This is a genomic window from Paenibacillus sp. JT22N1, assembly GCF_059692155.1.
Genome location: NZ_JCAUAW010000004.1, coordinates 1 through 17,025, shown reverse-complemented (window position 1 = coordinate 17,025; position 17,025 = coordinate 1). Strand labels below are relative to the sequence as shown.

Sequence of the window (17,025 nt, the reverse complement as noted above, 5' to 3'; positions counted from 1 at the left end):
AGATAACTGTTCTTTTGCCTTCAAAGTGGACTAAGTTGGCTGTTTCTGAGTATAAGTTGACAGGATACATGGGGCCATGAGTGAGAGGATTGGAGTGCGATGAACGTATGGGACACCGTTTCACAGTGGCCATCGTGGAAGATAACTATTGGGCAGGCAAATTACTTGAAAGTTATAGCGAACAATGCGGGCTAAGAGTCATCTCAATCGTTTCTGAAGGCGAACAATTTATACAATTATACGATCAGCTTCAGCCTGACATTATGCTAGTGGACATTGGATTGGAAGGCAATTTAGATGGCATCACGATGGTTCAATCCTTGCGAAGCGCTGGATATCAGCAGAAAGTCATTATGGTTAGCGGAACGACGAATATTGATCATGTTTTGACAAGCTTTCATGATCTAGGATCCCTCTACTTTCTGTCCAAGCCAGTGATGCTGCCAAAGTTTCAAGCAGCTATTCGGAAGGCCATTGCAGAGATTCAACTAGAACGCAGTCAGCAGGTACAAGCACCAAAGCCTAGAACGACAACATGGATTACTGTCAAAAATCAAAAATCAGAGCTGCCTATATCCGAAGACTCCATCCTCTTCATTGAGAAAGAAGATAAGCGTTTGACCAGAATCCATCTCATGAATGGAGCACATATGGAATCCAGCACGAATTTAACGGATATACTGGCACAGAGCTCCCCTCATATGTTCAGTCCATTCAAAGGTTTTCTGGTCAATTTGCGCCATGTGGTATCGTATGTGAAAGAAAGTGGATTCCCCACTTCGAGAAGATTTCTTATTCATTTGAATCATACGCCTATTAAGGTTCCCCTGAGCAGGAATCTTCAGAAGGATTTTGCGAAGCTTCTGCAGGAACTTCAATAAACACCAAGTGCTTACCATATAGATGTATTAGGGATGAGTCTAACAAAAAAAGAAGACGTTATGGGCCTCATCAATAGACCCGAACCGTCTTCTTTTTGCGAATATATCTCGAGGAACGTAGATACCTTATTTTGCTCGAAACCGCTTCATTTCCGATTTTCGCGGAACGAGGAGCCGCTATTTCCCGTTTTCGCGGTGTAAAAGCCGTAAAAACTCCAAAATAGCGCTTCTACGTTCCGCGTACCAGCCCCGTATCGGCATAATCGCTGAAATAGCGGCTCCTCGTTCCCCGTCAGGCTAGACTAGATTAGAGTAGCAGCATTGAGAATAAAAAATTGTTCTGTTTGTATGTTTGCGACACCTGTCTCGTCAACCAACCTCTACGTGTGCTTGGAGGTTTTTTTGTTTTTTAGTTTATCTCGGCGTACACTCAGCATTTTCAATCGTTTCTTAAGCTGATCTTCCCATTCATTATCGCCAATAGATTTCGCGACCCCAAGCAAATCAAGGGCCATATCAATTTGACAACGTACTATATCTAAAGGCTCTTCGCCCTCATGGTTGACACAATTATCATGCAATAGATGATCCTTACCATCTACATATTCCGTAAAATCAACCTCAGGAGCACCGTCTCCGTGAGCATATTCCGCTAATATCTCGTATTCGTTCTCCACCAGATAGTGAACTTCAATGCGATGACATACCGGGCAAAAAAGAATGGGCACATTGTGAATTTGTGTACGAATGTGCTTCAAGGTACCTTTCGTTCCAATCATACTGGCTCCACAACAAAAACTCATGAAAAACCCTCCCTTAGAGCTTTCCGTTAGGAAAGCTAGCATCGTAAGCATAAACTTCTTAACCCGGATTAGTCCAATATATTCGCCAGAAAAGTTTGAAATTCCTTTTTTTTAGGACAGCTAGATTTTAGCAATTCGCGCATATTTTTCTTTGGAAAAGCGAATGCTTTTACAGTGAAAAGGTAGTCATTAGCATTAGAAAAGAGGAATTCACCTTGAAGGCATTACCTACCGCAGGGTTCGAGGTTCCCGATCGGTATAACAAGGACATACTCCATCTTATGATCGTGGATGCGCATTCGCTCTATGTTTATTGGGAAATTAGCGATAGGCGGAGATGGCTTGTTTCTCAGCATTTTGAATGCGACTATGCGTTAATGCCCAAAGTGATACGTTTGTACGATGTGACTAGCCTATATTTCAATGGCAGTAATGCACATGGATACTGGGATGTAACAACGACGTCTGAAGCTAACAATTGGTATCTTCACCATCTAGCTGCTGGCCGTACCTACCTTGTGGATATTGGCACTTACACCTGGGAGCACGAGTTCATTCCTCTTCTTCGTTCCAATTGTGTCGTCACACCTAACGATACCGAAACCAAATGGGGAGAACCGATGCAAACGGTTGTACCAGATGCCCATGCCGAACGTGTCTACAATCGAATCCAGCCATATTTTTTTGAAAATATACAAGCCTACTCTCCCTATGTGAGGTGACGTTATCTCTTGATCAATCGCATCAAACCGAAGCCAGAGCTCAAGGGATATCTGGTCCTCATGCTGCATGCTCACCTTCCCTATATTCGTCATCAGGATCAGAACGACAATTTGGAAGAACAATGGTTCTACGAAGCCATGACGGAAACGTATTTACCTCTGATTGAAGTCATGAATCGTCTAACAAGTGATAAGATAGATTTCCGCTTGACCTTCTCCATAACTCCGACTATCTTGTCCCTGTTCAGCAATTCGTACTTGCAAGACAAATATCACGCTTACCTAAGTAAGCTTATTGGGCTCGCAGATAAGGAACAGGTTCGATTACAAAAAAAACCTTCCCTTCTTCCTCTGGCCAAACGATATGCAGAACGATTCAGTGAGCTTCTTACGCTATATGAGAACTGCAAGGGAAATGTCATTGCGACATTCAAACACTATCAAGATTTAGGTCGTATCGAAGTTGTTACATCAGCCGCTACGCATGGATTTCTTCCTCTCATGAAAACAGAAGAGGCAATAAAAGCACAGATTATAACGGCTGTTCGGGATTATGAACGTTATTTCGATCAAAAGCCCCGCGGCATCTGGTTACCAGAATGTGGCTATACGCCTGGTATTGATCGCATTTTGAAGCAGGCTGGGATCCAATATTTCTTCACTGATTCCACAGCAGTCGCTTTCGCTTCACCGCAGCCGGCTCGAGAATTGGCTGCTCCGCTCATGACCACCTATGGGGTAACTGCCTTTCCTCTGGATCCGGAATCCACCAGTCAAGTAAGGAGTGCCGAGAACGGCTACCCAGGAGACTTCAACTACCGTGAATACTACAGTGACATTGACCCGGCAACCGGGTTTAAATATTACCGCAACACAGGCAAAGGCAGCCACAAGGAGCCTTATCAACCAGGGCGAGCCCTAGAAAAAGTAGCTGAACATGCCGATCATTTCCTGGCAAATCGCCAGAAGCAGGCCGCTCATTGGGAACGCTGGCTGGATCGCAAGCCCGTCATCGTATCACCCTATGATGCGGAGCTATTTGGTCATTGGTGGTATGAGGGTCCGCACTTCCTTGAGCTGCTCTGCCGCAAAATGTTTCTCGATCAGCAAACGATTAAAATGATTACTCCCAGTGAATATCTAGAGGAATATCCAATCGCTGCTGTCGGAAATTTGAACGAATCTAGTTGGGGCCGTAACCACTCCGCCGAAATATGGCTGCAGGGACATAACGACTGGATTTATCGTCATCTGCATCAAGCTGAAGAACGTATGATCGAGCTCGGAACGAAACATGAGCATCTCTCTCGCCATGGTAAATTAAGCGCTAGCGTTCTGGAACGGACTTTGAATCAAGCTGCAAGAGAATTCATGCTAGCTCAAAGCAGCGATTGGGCGTTCATGATGGACGCACAGAGTGACGTCGACCATGCCATTCGCCGAACGAAGGAACATCTTGGCTGCTTCCACCATCTCTGCGATCAGGTAGATCAGGAACAGGTTGACGAAGTACTGCTTACCATTTTGGAGGAAAAAGACAACTGCTTTCCAGATATCCAATTTCGAGATTACGTAAGCATACAGCAGCTTTCCCCTATCCCTATTATTCCAAACTTGAAGGAATGGGAAACATTACTGGAGGAAACCAAACACCGTCCGAACGTATTCATGCTCGCTTGGGAATACCCGCCCAAACATGTCGGCGGCTTATCAAGAGCAGTCCATGAACTATCGGAAGCTCTAGTCGCTCGTAAAGAAATCGTACATATCATCACAACCTCCTACGATGGTGCGCCGAGTTTTGAGAAGATGAATGGCGTTTACGTACATAGGCTCCCTGTTCACCATTCGGGTGATACTCACTTTTACCACTGGACGTTCGAAATGAATCTTGCCATGACCGATCATCTTGTGAGATGGAAAGAAAACGGTGGGCGAATCGACCTTTTGCATGCGCATGATTGGATGGTTACTCATACGGCAAGAGAAATAAAGACCAGCTACGGCATCCCTTTAGTAGCCACGATTCACGCAACAGAATGGGGACGAAATCAAGGAAATCTATACTCCGACCTGCAGCGCAAGATTCATCATTTGGAGTGGCAGCTGACTTATGAGGCTAATCGTGTCTTTGTATGCAGCTCATATATGAAAGAGGAAGTAGGACGTATATTTAATCTTCCTCCCGATAAAGTGAGTGTACATCCGAATGGAATTCGGATTCAAAAACCTAACATAGAGACGATGAATCGACTTGATATCGTAGCAAAACAAGACAAAGTCATTTTCTTCATTGGAAGGCTTGTTTATGAAAAAGGTATTCAAATCCTGCTGGAAGCTCTGCCGAAAATCATTTCACAAGTCCCGCAAGCTAAGCTCATTATCGCTGGCTCAGGACCTATGGAGGGTGAGCTGCGCTCCCAGGCTGCCTTTTTAGGAGATCGCGTCTTGTTTGCTGGCTTTGTTAATGATGCTTATCGCACACAGCTTTATCAATCTACGGATGTTTGTGTGATTCCAAGTTTGTACGAACCTTTCGGTATCGTAGCGCTGGAAGCCATGGCCCACCGGAAACCTCTGGTACTCTCCGATACAGGCGGTTTAGCTGAAATAATTAGGCATGGTGTAGACGGCTATAAGGCACTCCCAGGTCATGTCGATTCATTAGCTTGGCACATTACGGATATGCTGCTGCAGCCAAAACAAGCCGCCAAGATGGCTGATAGCGCCTACCAACTGCTGCAACAGCACTACCAATGGAGCCATATCGCTCAAAATATCCAGAATGAGTACCAGAAGCTTACCCACTATCAACCTGTCATTCAGGTTAAAGCAACGATTTAGCCTTAGCCACTCAATGGGAGTTTTCTACGAAAACTCTAAAGTTAATGCTTACGATGCAAGTTTTCTACGAAAACTCTAAGGAGGTACCACAATGAAGGCTGTCATTATGGCCGGAGGCAAAGGAACGCGACTTCGTCCCCTTACTTGTCATCTCCCCAAGCCCATGGTGCCTCTTCTCGGCAGGCCCTGCATGGCCTATATCATTGAACTGCTCCAAAATCACGGCATTCAAGACATAGCAGTCACTATGCAATATAAACCTGAAGTGATACGCGACTATTTTGGCAGCGGACAAGCTTTTGGCGTTAATCTCCATTATTTTGAAGAAACAAGTCCCCTAGGCACAGCTGGGAGTGTCAAACATGCGCACGAGTTTCTTGACGATACTTTTATTGTAATAAGCGGAGATGCATTAACTGATTTCGATTTGAAGCAAGCACTCGCTTTTCATAAAGAAAAGCAAGCCAAAGCTACGTTAATCCTGACTCGTGTCAGCCATCCTTTGGAATATGGTGTTGTGATCACCAATGAAGAGGGGCAAATTACTCGTTTTCTGGAAAAACCAAGCTGGGGTGAAGTGTTCAGTGACACGGTAAATACAGGTATTTATATTTTGGAGCCTGAGATGCTGGAACGTATACCCCTGGGGCAAGAATTTGATTTCAGTCAGCAGTTTTTCCCTGCCTTGCTCGAAGAAAACAATGGGCTCTATGGATATATCAGCTCTGGATATTGGACGGATATCGGCAACCTGCAGCAATATCGTCAAACCCAGTTTGACATGCTCGATGGGAAAGTGAAGCTCGACATTCACGGAACACAGATCCGCCCTGGTGTCTACATCGCAGATGATGTAGAAACAAGTGCTACCGCACGTGTGATCGGACCTGCTTACATTGGGAAAGGGAGCAGGCTGGAAGATGAAGTAGAGATCGGCGAATACTGTATCATCGGACAAAATAACCGACTCTCCAAAGGGAGCAAATTAACACGAAGTGTACTGTGGGATCATAACCATATTGCTGAGCACAACGAATTGGCCGGTTCTACACTGACTAGTCGGATTATTTGCAAAGAGGCCTCCTATTTGGGGGATGGCTCAGTTGTCGGCAACCATGTGGTCATCGGTGCGAAAAGCCGCATTGAACCCAACGTGAAAATTTGGCCTCATAAACAGATTCGTGATAAGACCCGGCTTCATACCTCCTATATTTGGGGAGATAACGCAACCAAAACGTTATTCAAGACAAGCGGTGTAAGTGGTATTCCTAATCTAGATTTAACACCGGAATTAGTCGCTAAATTCGCCACAGCATATGGAGCAACCTTAGCCTCCGGCAAAACGCTTATGGTAAGCTGTGCTCCCCATACGTTCACTCGTTTATTAAAGCGTACACTAACAGCGAGCCTACAATCTGTAGGTACACATGTTATTGATTTAGGAGATTGCTTTGCACCTGCGTCTACCTTTGCTATTCGTCATTTAGGTGCTGCTGGAGGAATTCACCTCGAGTGGTCCGGCAAAGAGAACGATGTCTGCAGTCTTCTTTGTTTGGACGCTGAAGGACTGCCTATTCCGAAATCAGCAGAGCGTAAAGTGGAAAACAGCTTTTGGCAAGAAGATTATGGACGGGCCACTATGAAGCAGATTGGCAGCTACAAAGAGGAAGTGCACTGGTTACAAACTTATATAGATGCTTTGGCCCAAGAAATCGCATATGAACGTGATCATCCGTCTGTATCCCCTCTTCGCATCGTCATTGAAGCGAGCTCTTGGCTGCAGCCTTTCATTGTTCCATTTTTCGAAAAACTGGGGCTTGAAGCTGTCCACGTTACATCTACAAGTAGGCAGGATCCGCTTCATGTCTTTATCCCACTATCTGGAGCAAGTCTCGGTTTACGTGTTCACGATGATGGACGAACCATGCAGTTAATAACGGAAAAAGGCGAGCTCGTAGATAGCGATTTACAAACCGTTTTCCTTTATCTTTGTTATCTGCACAGCCGTCCAGGAGCAACCATTGGTGCTCCAGTCAGTGCCCCTCAGCTTCTAGAAAGCATGGCCGAGGGGCTTGGCGGGAAGATCGTTCGTACGAAGGAATGGTCACGAGCCATTATGGAAGCTACACAAGAAGCGAGGATACATCCCTTGTTCGATTCTCTCTTTGCCATAGGTCTGGTGATTCTCCATTTGGAAAGAACCGGCATTCCGCTCTCGGATCTGCTCTCCTTGTTTCCTAGCTTTCATCTTCTTCGTGAACGTGTAGATTGTCCTTGGGATTCTAAAGGAGAGGTTATGCGGAGCATGATGGAACGGACGAAAGATGTACCCGTTGATCTAATCGATGGAATTAAGTTTTATCATGAGAATGGGTGGGTCCTGCTGCTGCCTGATGCCGATGATCCTGTTTTTCAGATTGTAGCACAATCAGCGGATCCTGAGCTTGCTGAGCTGCTTGTCCATTCCTATCGTGGACACATTCTAAACGCGCTTGGGTATGCATAATTATAGTATAGATGTATCCGATACGTGGTTTTCGAAGTCTACGATGAAGGGGAGAGCGGCGTGAATATGATTCCAAGCGTTTCTAGACAGATCGCTTTTGTGCAGTATGACGATCAATCCTCCAGCATGACCGTGCAATATCATACCGGTTTCAAAGAATCTTATACGAATGTCAAACAGGATGAATACCTTTTGATATTTTCTTCGGTGAATCGGTACGATTCCTTAATGAGACTTACGGAAAACCATGGAAGGGAAAAATCCAACCAAGTAAAGGATATACATGAGATCTCCCCCTTTTAGATAAGGTGGAGATTTTTCGTTTGTATGCTGCATATGCTACAATGTTGCTCAAGATCCTTGCAGCTTATTTTCCATAACTACCCTGAGAAAAGGTGAGACCGATACCTATCCAAGCTCTCTCTGTTGATCCTATAGATCGGGATACACTTCACTTGCTTATCCAGTCCCCGACTGTTCTGTTTGCCTACTGGCAGCTCTCTGGCAGAAAAAAGAACATGGTACAGGAACATTTCGATACAGACTGGCAGGCACTTCAGCCTACATTGCGATTTTATCATGTAACCGATCTAGCTATAGATAGCCACCAAGCTGACAGCATCTCAGAACTTCATCTCCCCCAAGGAGAATCATGCTTTCTGAGCGGGTTTCACCCAGGCCAAAGTTACTTCGCGGATCTTGGCATTGTGAATGAACAGGGGCAGTTTCTCCCGCTTCTGCGTTCCAATACGATTCAGACTCCCCCAATAGATACGAATCAAGATATTCCTTTTCACCAAAAAACAAATGATCAACTAGTTACATTCCGGCCTATTGCCGTTTCCTTTCAGCTAATGACGCCTGAAGCTTATGAGCATTTCTCTGCCTATTCGGTGTATTCACCGAAGACCGCATACTCAGCAGATATGGAATCTGGAGGCGATACTGATTGAGCACAAACACACACGCCAACGTGAGCACCAGCTCCAATGTACAAGGTTTCGTTGCCTTGCTTTTGCATGCCCATATCCCCTATGTTCGACATGAGGAGGAGAACATCACCCTAGAAGAGCGATGGTTCTTCGAAGCCGTTGTCGATAGCTATCTTCCTTTGATCGAAATGATGGAGCGGCTTCTTGAAGATGAAGTACCTTTCCATCTCACTTTGTCTTTGTCCCCGACGCTGCTTGCCATGCTCGAGGATTCACGTTTAAAGAAGAGGCTTCGCAGGCATCTGACATCGCTGTGTGAACTGGCTCAGCGAGAAGTTATTCGTCTGTGGGGTCATGCCGAATTCGGTCCTACGGCGAAGCTCTATGCCGACCAGTATCATCGGCTTAAGGCTTTGTACGATCGCCTTCGCGGCGATCTGATTGGTAAGTTCCGCAGCCTAAGAAGCACGGGCTGCTTAGAATTAATAACGTGCGCCGCGACGCATGCGTTCTTGCCGCTGGTCAAGAACGACGCTCTACTTCGCGCGCAGCTCGAAGCCGCCGTAACGGAATTCCGGCGGCATTTCGGGTCCGCTCCGGCTGGCATTTGGCTGCCGGAGTGCGGCTATACGCCTGCGTTGGAGCCCCACCTGCAGGCACTTGGCCTTCGCTACTTCGTAGTGGACGCTCATGCGCACGCGCAGGCTGTGATGGCGCCGCAGGAGGACGCAGCGAAAGCGAAGGGTACCGCGCATGTAAAGAGCGCGGCGGGGACGCCGCTGCGCACGCAGAGCGGCGCCTGCGCCTTTGCTCGGGACCTCGAAGCCGGCGCTCAAGTATGGAGCGCCGAAGTCGGGTACCCGAGCGATGCTAATTATCGCGAGTATTATCGCGATATCGGCTACGACCTCGGCCAAGACGGCGGGGCCGAGTGGGAGTACTTGAAGCCCTATGTGCTGCCAGACGGCGCACGCATACACACGGGCTTCAAGTACTACAGCGTCACCGGCGCATCCGCAGGTGACGCCAAAGCGCCCTACCACCCGGTGCGGGCCGCTCAGAAAGCTCAGCAGGATGCTGAGCATTTCGTCGCTAGCCGGGTGGCGCAGCTTCGCCGCCTCGCTGAGGAGCGCGAGGCCTTAGCTCTGGCCGCCGGCGACCGCGAAGCGCGGCCGGCGGAACCGCCGGTCATCGTATGTCCATACGATGCCGAGCTGTTCGGGCACTGGTGGTACGAAGGCCACCAGTGGCTTGAGGCTGTGCTGCGCGGGCTCGCTGCCGCGCGCAGCCTTGAGGGCGTAGTCGTGGACACGACTACGTTTGGCGGCTACGCCGCCGCCCATGCGCCGACCACGGAAGCTGCGCTTCCTGTGTCGAGCTGGGGCCGAGGCGGCTACGCCGAGGTCTGGCTGCATCCGCGCAGCCAGTGGGTACATCCGCTGCTGCACGCGGCGGAGGATCGTATGGTGCTTGCTGCGCAAAAGCACCCGAACCCCGAGCTGCTCACGAAGATGCAGCAGCGTGCACTGAATCAAGCCGCGAGAGAGCTTATGCTCGCGCAAAGCAGCGACTGGACCTTCATCCTAGATGCGGAAACAGTAACCACCTATGCGGCTAACCGTATAGAAACGCATTTATCGCATTTTCATCAATTACTTAACGGGTTAGAAACAGCAGCTTCAGACAAAGAGCTATCCGAATTCGTGATTTCCTTAGAGCGGAGATCCCCCTTTCTACCGGAGCTCCACTACCGTCTTTTCCAAACTAGCCCTTCAATAAGTTTGAATAGCTCTTTGGATAGTACTTCATTAAAATTCTCATCCAATGCCAAGTCCACACCTCTGCGTATTCTTATGCTCTCATGGGAATATCCGCCGTGTGTAATCGGTGGTCTCGCCAGAGCTGTTTGCGACTTATCTAAACATCTTGCTGCCTTCGGCCATGAAGTTCATGTCATTACGTGTCTTGCTCCCGATTGTCTTCCCTATGAGCGGTCTAATGGGGTGCATATTCATCGTGTAGAGGTTCTCCAGTCCACTGGAGCCATTCACTTCCTGGATTGGGTATTCCAAATGAATATGGCTTTCACCGATGCCATCCACCGCTTAACTTTACAAGGCATGCAATTCGACCTCATTCATGCTCATGATTGGCTTGTCTTTTATGCAGCCAAAGAATCCAAAAATGCGCTTCAGCTCCCGCTCCTTGCAACGATCCATGCCACCGAGTATGGCCGCAATCAAGGGAAGCTGGATACCCCGGTGCAACAACGGATACATTCCTTAGAAAATAAGTTAGCCGACGAAGCCGATCAGCTCGTTGTCTGCAGCATTTATATGCAGGAAGAAGTCATTCGCCTATTTCATGTACCTATCCATAAAACGACTCATATACCTAATGGTGTTATTCCTTTTCGCGCAGCTGCTGTTCCCCTTGAAACTGTTAATCCGCTTCTATCTAATGCTCTTTTTAGTGGTGATGAACAGAATCGAATTATTGCTTTCCTCGGGAGGCTTGTTTATGAAAAGGGCGTGCATATCCTCATAGCTGCCATGCGGCTCGTGCTCAAACGTTACCCTGAAGCTAAGCTGATTATCGCAGGTACAGGACCTGAGCTTGAAGCATTAGAGAGACTGGCCGCTCCGTTAGGTGACCGGGTCAGCTTTACAGGATTTCTAGATGAGGCCGACAAAAGTCAGCTTTTGATTTCCGCGGAGCTTTGTGTAATCCCAAGCCTCTATGAACCATTTGGCCTTGTAGCCTTGGAAGCAATGGCAAGCGGTACACCACTCATCGTATCTGATACAGGAGGTCTTGCTGAGATTGTCGATCATGGCATTAACGGCTGCAAAGTGTCCCCGGGCGATGCAAACGCACTCGCTTTTCAGATTGCCCAATTTTTTGAAAAGCCTGACGACGCAACCGAACTCGCTGCGGCCGCTTTGAGCAAAGTCAGCGAAACCTTTCATTGGGACCAAATCAGCACGTTCACAACAGAAACTTACGAAAAATTGATTCTCCTTCACCCACAGAGGTCAGGTATATTCCCCAACCAGAAGGAAATAATAAAATAATATGGATAACTATGCCAGTTTGTAAGCGTGACCAGTGGGAATTTTCAGAATTTTTTCAAACAATCATTGATTCCTTGGTAATAATTAGGTAACCTATTGGCAAGCCCTGTGCTAACTATGTCCTAGTCACTAGCGAATCGAGGACGCGATATCCCAAGCTGGATACCTCAAGGACGGGTTCTGAATCGCGCGATCAAACAAACGAGTGGGGAAGTGATTTTATTGCCTAGACATCTGGTCATCGGAAACGGAAAATTTCTTATTAACCTCGATCAGCATTCCTACATGCGAGATCTGTATTATCCTTTCGTAGGCCAGCTTAATCATATTGGCGGTTATCAATGCCGTGTTGGTATATGGGTGGATGGTTCCTTCGCATGGCTGAATGCCCCTGAGTGGCAATTTAAACTTGCCTATGTCGAGGATTCGCTCGTCACCGAAGTGACAGCTACGCATCCCGGTCTTGGTGTCACACTGCTCATGAATGACGGGGTTCATCAGCGCGAGGATATTTATCTCAAACGTATCCAAATTACGAATCACAATAGTACCGTCCGCGAAGTACGGATGTTCTTCAATCAAGACTTGCTCATTAATGAGACAGAAGTTGGGGATACAGCCGCTTACTATCCAGCGAATAATACGGTATTCCATTATAAGAAAGACAGATATTTTATGTTTAACGGCAGTACAGGAACCGAAGGCATTTATCAATACTCTACAGGCGTCAAAAGGTTTTATAATGCCGAAGGAACTTGGCGCGACGCGGAAGATGGGCATTTGATGGGCAATGCCATTGCTCAAGGCTCTGTCGATAGTACAATTTCTTTTCGACTCTTCGTACCACCGAACGCCAACCAAACGCTCTACTATTGGATGGGTGCTGGCAAAACGTTGGAAGAAGTCAAGAAGCTCGATGCCTATGTCAAAGACAGCCACCCCGGTAAGCTCCTTGACCGCGTAACCGTGTACTGGCAAAGATGGGCAAACAAAATTGAACGCGATTACGGCGATCTGCCGCTCGAAGTCCAACGACTTTTCAAACAAAGTCTACTGCTAGTCAGGACCCAAACAGATGTAAACGGTGCGATCATCGCTGCGAACGACTCCGATATTATGCAAAGCAACCGCGATCATTACAGTTATATGTGGCCTCGAGACGGTGCTTTAATTGCTTATTCCATGTCCATGGCTGGCTACCAAGGTATGATTATTCCTTTCTTTAACTTCTGTGCGAACGTGCTGTCACCCGAAGGTTACTTGCATCATAAATACAATCCGGACGGCACCGTAGGCTCCAGTTGGCATCCATACATTCATTCCGGACGGGTACAGCTGCCTATTCAAGAAGATGAGACTGCCCTTGTGTTATATGCCCTTTGGCAGGATTTCCAGAAAAATGGAAGCCTTGAATTCGCCCAATCCCTCTATCGCAATCTCATTCGCAGAGCGGCCAGATTCATGTCCACTTACATTGATCAGGAATTGAACTTGCCGAAGCCAAGTTATGATCTGTGGGAAGAGCGTTACGGTATATTTACGTTTACAGCTTCAGCGGTTTATGGCGGACTTATTGCCGCTTCCAACTTCAGCAATCTGTTTGGGGATGAAGAGCGAAGCAATCGTTACAAGCATACAGCGGAGAAAATCAAATCCGGTATGCTTAAGCATCTATGGGATGAGGGAGAACAACGATTCGTTCGCGGCTTGTACATGGAAGATGGCGAATGGGTGAAGGATATGACGCTCGAAAGCTCCGTTTACGGCATCTTTGAATTCGGCGTTCTGCCTGCTGACGATGAGCGTGTGGTAAGCACGATGAAAGCCAACAAAGCTGGACTCATGATCAAAACCGAAGTCGGAGGCTCCGCTCGTTATCATCACGACTATTACTTCCAACGCTCTACGGATATTGAGAACGTGCCAGGTAACCCATGGATCATCTGTACATTGTGGATTGCCGAATGGGAAATCGAGTACGCCAAGTCACTGGCGGATCTCGAAGCACCGCGTCAAACACTTGAATGGGTTGTCAAACATGCAATGGAAAGCGGCGTTCTATCGGAACAATTAGACCCTTTCTCAGGTGAACCGGTATCCGTTGCTCCACTCACTTGGTCGCACGCCACTTATGTGCTGACCGTCGTGAAGTACTTGAACAAATATAAACAGCTTACCAAGTGAAATAAGCTTTAACCTATTTTAACCTCCCATGGATTTGAACACTTGTTCATTCCGGGAGGTTTTTTTCATTTCATTTTGAGAGCAAAATCTCCTAGTGTTCTAAGTTGACATCTCTTTTTCCAATATGTTACACTTTTCTTATACTGACCAGTCAGTTTTATCGTGATTGACGAAAGGCGGATCTCCTTGAGTAAAGTGAAAATTATCCAAACAGCAGTTGAAGTATTTTCGGAAAACGGTTACCATCGGGCAAGTATGGATGAAATTGCCTTAAGAGCAAATGTTGCCAAAGGAACGCTTTACTACCACTTTCCAGGTAAAGCCCAATTGTTTAAGACGCTTGTTAAGGATGGTTTTCAGGAGATTATTGATAAAGTTCAGGCCGATCTTAAAGCCAATCTTACTTTGGAAGAACAAATCAAAAGGATCATCAGGCACAATCTCGATCTGTTTTTGGAATCAAGCAGTTTAGCGCATATCGTTTTCAATGAACTATCCAACGGCATTGACCAGGAAGTGCTGGAAGAACTGAAGAAACTAAAGATTGATTACATTCATTTTCTTGCCAACGTCTTGGAAGAAGGAAAGCAAGAAGGCGTGCTTCGCGATGTTAACTGCAATTTGGCCGCGGCGGGGATCGTTGGGATGCTCGACAGCGCAAGTAATTATTTTTTGAACAACAGCAATGAATTGTCTCGTGATCATATTGAACAATTCTTTTATACGATCATTACGTCAGGTTTGTTTTTGACTAGCGGTGAGTAACCGCCATTTTTTTGGAGTTGCTATACTGACTAGTCAGTTCAAATAAAATAAGATGGAAGCGATGGTGTAACATATGGATTGGAGAACGGCTAATGAATTGATCCCTTTGTCTTATTTTAAAGAAATGCGTGCCTCCTCCCCTGTATCGTTTAAAAAGGAGACCGATTCCTGGGACGTTTTCAAATACGAAGATGTCAAAACGATTTTTTCCGATCATGAGCATTTTTCTTCGCAAGGTGTCGAAACGATGAAAGATCCGATCGAGGCGAGTGTTCTAAGACAGGATCCGCCTAAACATCGGCAATTGCGGATGCTTGTTTCTCAAGCTTTTGTACCTCGGGTCATCGAAGGACTGACGCCAAAGATTGAGGCAATAGCGAATGCGTTGTGTGACCAAATGGAAGCAAGCGTTAAAATGGATGGGCTTCATGATTTTGCAAGTCCGCTACCGATTATCGTCATTGCCGAAATGCTAGGTATTCCTCAGGAAGATCGAGAGCGTTTCAAAGAATGGTCGGATGCGCTGGTCGGAAACAACTCCGAGCGATATTATCAATGCCAACAAGAGATGAGTGTCTATTTTACCGCTATTGCGGATCAGAGACGGCTTGAACCGCAGGATGATCTGATTAGTCGTCTCGTCCGCGCGAAGGCAGATGGCGAACAATTAAGCGATCTGGAAGTGATCGGCTTCTGCATCCTACTGCTTGTAGCAGGAAATGAAACCACAACGAACCTAATTTCCTCGGCAGTGCTCCTTATCGATAGCCATGCAGATGTAAAAGAGCAGCTTTTGGCTGACCGCTCCTTGGTTCCACAGGCTCTTGAGGAAGTTCTTCGGTATTGTTCACCTGTTCAAACGATGATTCGAACCGTAAAAAAGACCACAGTTCTACGCGGGCAAACCCTAACTCCCGGACAAATAGTCAATATCTGGATTGGCTCGGCCAACCATGACGAAGACATATTCGAGCATCCGGACATCTTCGATATTCACCGGAATCCTAATCCCCATCTTGCTTTTGGTCACGGAATTCACTTCTGTTTAGGAGCGCAATTAGCTCGTTTGGAGAGTAAAATTGCTATTCAAACACTGCTAACTCGATTCCCTGATTTCCACCTTGATCGCTCCCATGTGTTGGAGAGGATCGACAGTTGGATGATGTTTGGAGTCAAACAGATGCCTATTATTCTGCGGTAATCATATAAATAATTCTCATGATGCTTGAATGATATCAATAATCTGCTGTCTAGCCTTCTTTGATTCAGGAAATGCAAATAATCAACAAGTTTAGCTATAAATCCCCAATGAAGAGATGTGATAGTTAACGCATATCCACCGCCATGCAGATATAAAATATGTTTCCTTCCAATGCGATTTTCTTTGGGTTTCATTTCGTAAAATACGTGACCATTCCTTTCTTTTCTTTGAAAATCGTACTTCTCAAACAACTTCTTAGGCGGTTCAGAGCTTTCTTTTAATTGTTTTTTCTCTATGGCATTTTGCAGATCTTCACCCGTTTTTTTCCAATACGCTAACTATATGGTATTTATATAAATTGAATTTAAACCAGAATCCCTTTCTGTAACGTAATCATACAAAAAACTCCTCCCTATCGTCATAGGAAGGAGTTTACTTTTCATTAGATCAAGCCAGTTGCTCTTAATAGTCTCAGCATGCTGAGATGGTTAGACTTGCAATAATAAAAAAGAGCTAGCATAAATACCGCTAACTCTCGTATTGATCAATGAATGGCCTAATTACAATCTTTCAATCAACCAATAAAATGCCAGAACAAAAATAAGGCAAGACGTTGAAATCATCATTTTACGATACCACGGGAACCTTCGCAGCCAAATCAAGAGGGGCAGTAATAGGCATAAGACCATCAGTTGGCCCGTTTCTACACCCAAATTGAACGTCAGGAGCGTGCCAATCAGATTGCCCTTTGGAAGTCCTGTTTCAGCCAAAGCCCCAGCGAAGCCCATGCCATGAATCAAGCCAAATAAGGCTGTCAACACCCACCGCCATTTCGCCTTTTGGACAAACATATTTTCCACGGCCACGTAACAGATCGTCACTGCAATCAACGCTTCCACCCAAGATGGGATGACATGAAGGCGGCCCGACGCCACCAGGAAAAGTGTAATACTGTGAGCGACTGTAAAAGCAGTAACAATTTTCAACGCATCCTTGAATCGCGATGCGATTAATACCAAGGATAACAAAAACAGCAAATGATCATAACCTGTCAAAATGTGTTCGATTCCAAGCTTAAAGTATTTCCACAAAACAGCGCCAGTCTTAGGCTGT

Annotated in this window: 12 protein-coding genes; 10 read left to right on the top strand and 2 right to left on the bottom strand. The window is 46.3% G+C overall.

Annotated features, from left to right (window positions below):
- Positions 1 to 80: 80 nt before the first annotated feature.
- The gene (locus AC58UU_RS09235) at positions 81 to 881 is read left to right on the top strand and encodes a LytR/AlgR family response regulator transcription factor (RefSeq protein WP_497314936.1); all 801 of its coding nucleotides are present in this window, start codon (positions 81 to 83) and stop codon (positions 879 to 881) included.
- A 380-nt stretch (positions 882 to 1,261) separates the two neighbouring features.
- On the opposite strand, the gene AC58UU_RS09230 is transcribed toward AC58UU_RS09235, so the two are convergent.
- Complete coding sequence (locus AC58UU_RS09230; protein WP_047680975.1) at positions 1,262 to 1,684, bottom strand: hypothetical protein; 423 nt, start codon at positions 1,682 to 1,684, stop codon at positions 1,262 to 1,264.
- Positions 1,685 to 1,899: 215 nt separating this feature from the next.
- Between AC58UU_RS09230 and AC58UU_RS09225 the strand changes: the two genes are divergently transcribed.
- The 9 genes from AC58UU_RS09225 to AC58UU_RS09185 all read left to right on the top strand — a co-directional run bounded on the left by AC58UU_RS09225 (position 1,900) and on the right by AC58UU_RS09185 (position 15,912).
- A complete protein-coding gene (locus AC58UU_RS09225; protein ID WP_497314934.1) occupies positions 1,900 to 2,406 on the top strand; it encodes a DUF4912 domain-containing protein in 507 nt (168 codons plus the stop codon).
- 9 nt (positions 2,407 to 2,415) lie between these two features.
- On the top strand, positions 2,416 to 5,250 hold the full coding sequence (locus AC58UU_RS09220) for a 1,4-alpha-glucan branching protein domain-containing protein (protein ID WP_497314932.1): 2,835 nt from the start codon (positions 2,416 to 2,418) through the stop codon (positions 5,248 to 5,250).
- A gap of 91 nt (positions 5,251 to 5,341) precedes the next feature.
- On the top strand, positions 5,342 to 7,756 hold the full coding sequence (locus tag AC58UU_RS09215; RefSeq protein WP_497314930.1) for a sugar phosphate nucleotidyltransferase: 2,415 nt from the start codon (positions 5,342 to 5,344) through the stop codon (positions 7,754 to 7,756).
- 60 nt (positions 7,757 to 7,816) lie between these two features.
- Positions 7,817 to 8,059, top strand: a complete 243-nt coding sequence (locus tag AC58UU_RS09210) for a KTSC domain-containing protein (RefSeq protein ID WP_497314928.1) — start codon at positions 7,817 to 7,819, stop codon at positions 8,057 to 8,059.
- A 92-nt stretch (positions 8,060 to 8,151) separates the two neighbouring features.
- Complete coding sequence (locus AC58UU_RS09205) at positions 8,152 to 8,709, top strand: DUF4912 domain-containing protein (protein WP_497314926.1); 558 nt, start codon at positions 8,152 to 8,154, stop codon at positions 8,707 to 8,709.
- On the top strand, positions 8,706 to 11,762 hold the full coding sequence (locus AC58UU_RS09200) for a 1,4-alpha-glucan branching protein domain-containing protein (protein WP_497314925.1): 3,057 nt from the start codon (positions 8,706 to 8,708) through the stop codon (positions 11,760 to 11,762). Before AC58UU_RS09205 ends, AC58UU_RS09200 begins: the two co-directional genes overlap by 4 nt.
- A 222-nt stretch (positions 11,763 to 11,984) precedes the next feature.
- Entirely contained in the window at positions 11,985 to 13,946 is a 1,962-nt protein-coding gene (locus AC58UU_RS09195; RefSeq protein WP_497314923.1) for a glycoside hydrolase family 15 protein, read from the top strand.
- Between the two features lie 195 nt (positions 13,947 to 14,141).
- On the top strand, positions 14,142 to 14,711 hold the full coding sequence (locus tag AC58UU_RS09190; protein WP_497315541.1) for a TetR/AcrR family transcriptional regulator: 570 nt from the start codon (positions 14,142 to 14,144) through the stop codon (positions 14,709 to 14,711).
- A gap of 73 nt (positions 14,712 to 14,784) precedes the next feature.
- A complete protein-coding gene (locus AC58UU_RS09185; RefSeq protein WP_497314921.1) occupies positions 14,785 to 15,912 on the top strand; it encodes a cytochrome P450 in 1,128 nt (375 codons plus the stop codon).
- Between the two features lie 560 nt (positions 15,913 to 16,472).
- Here the strand turns inward: AC58UU_RS09185 and AC58UU_RS09180 are convergent.
- Positions 16,473 to 17,025: HupE/UreJ family protein (locus AC58UU_RS09180; protein ID WP_497314920.1), on the bottom strand; the 553-nt coding region annotated here is incomplete at its 5' end.

Coding starts and splice junctions, on each gene's coding strand:
- AC58UU_RS09230 (WP_047680975.1), bottom strand. CDS start 1,684: ATGAGTTTTTGTTGTGGAGCCAGTATGATTGGAACGAAAGGTACCTTG.
- AC58UU_RS09215 (WP_497314930.1), top strand. CDS start 5,342: ATGAAGGCTGTCATTATGGCCGGAGGCAAAGGAACGCGACTTCGTCCC.
- AC58UU_RS09185 (WP_497314921.1), top strand. CDS start 14,785: ATGGATTGGAGAACGGCTAATGAATTGATCCCTTTGTCTTATTTTAAA.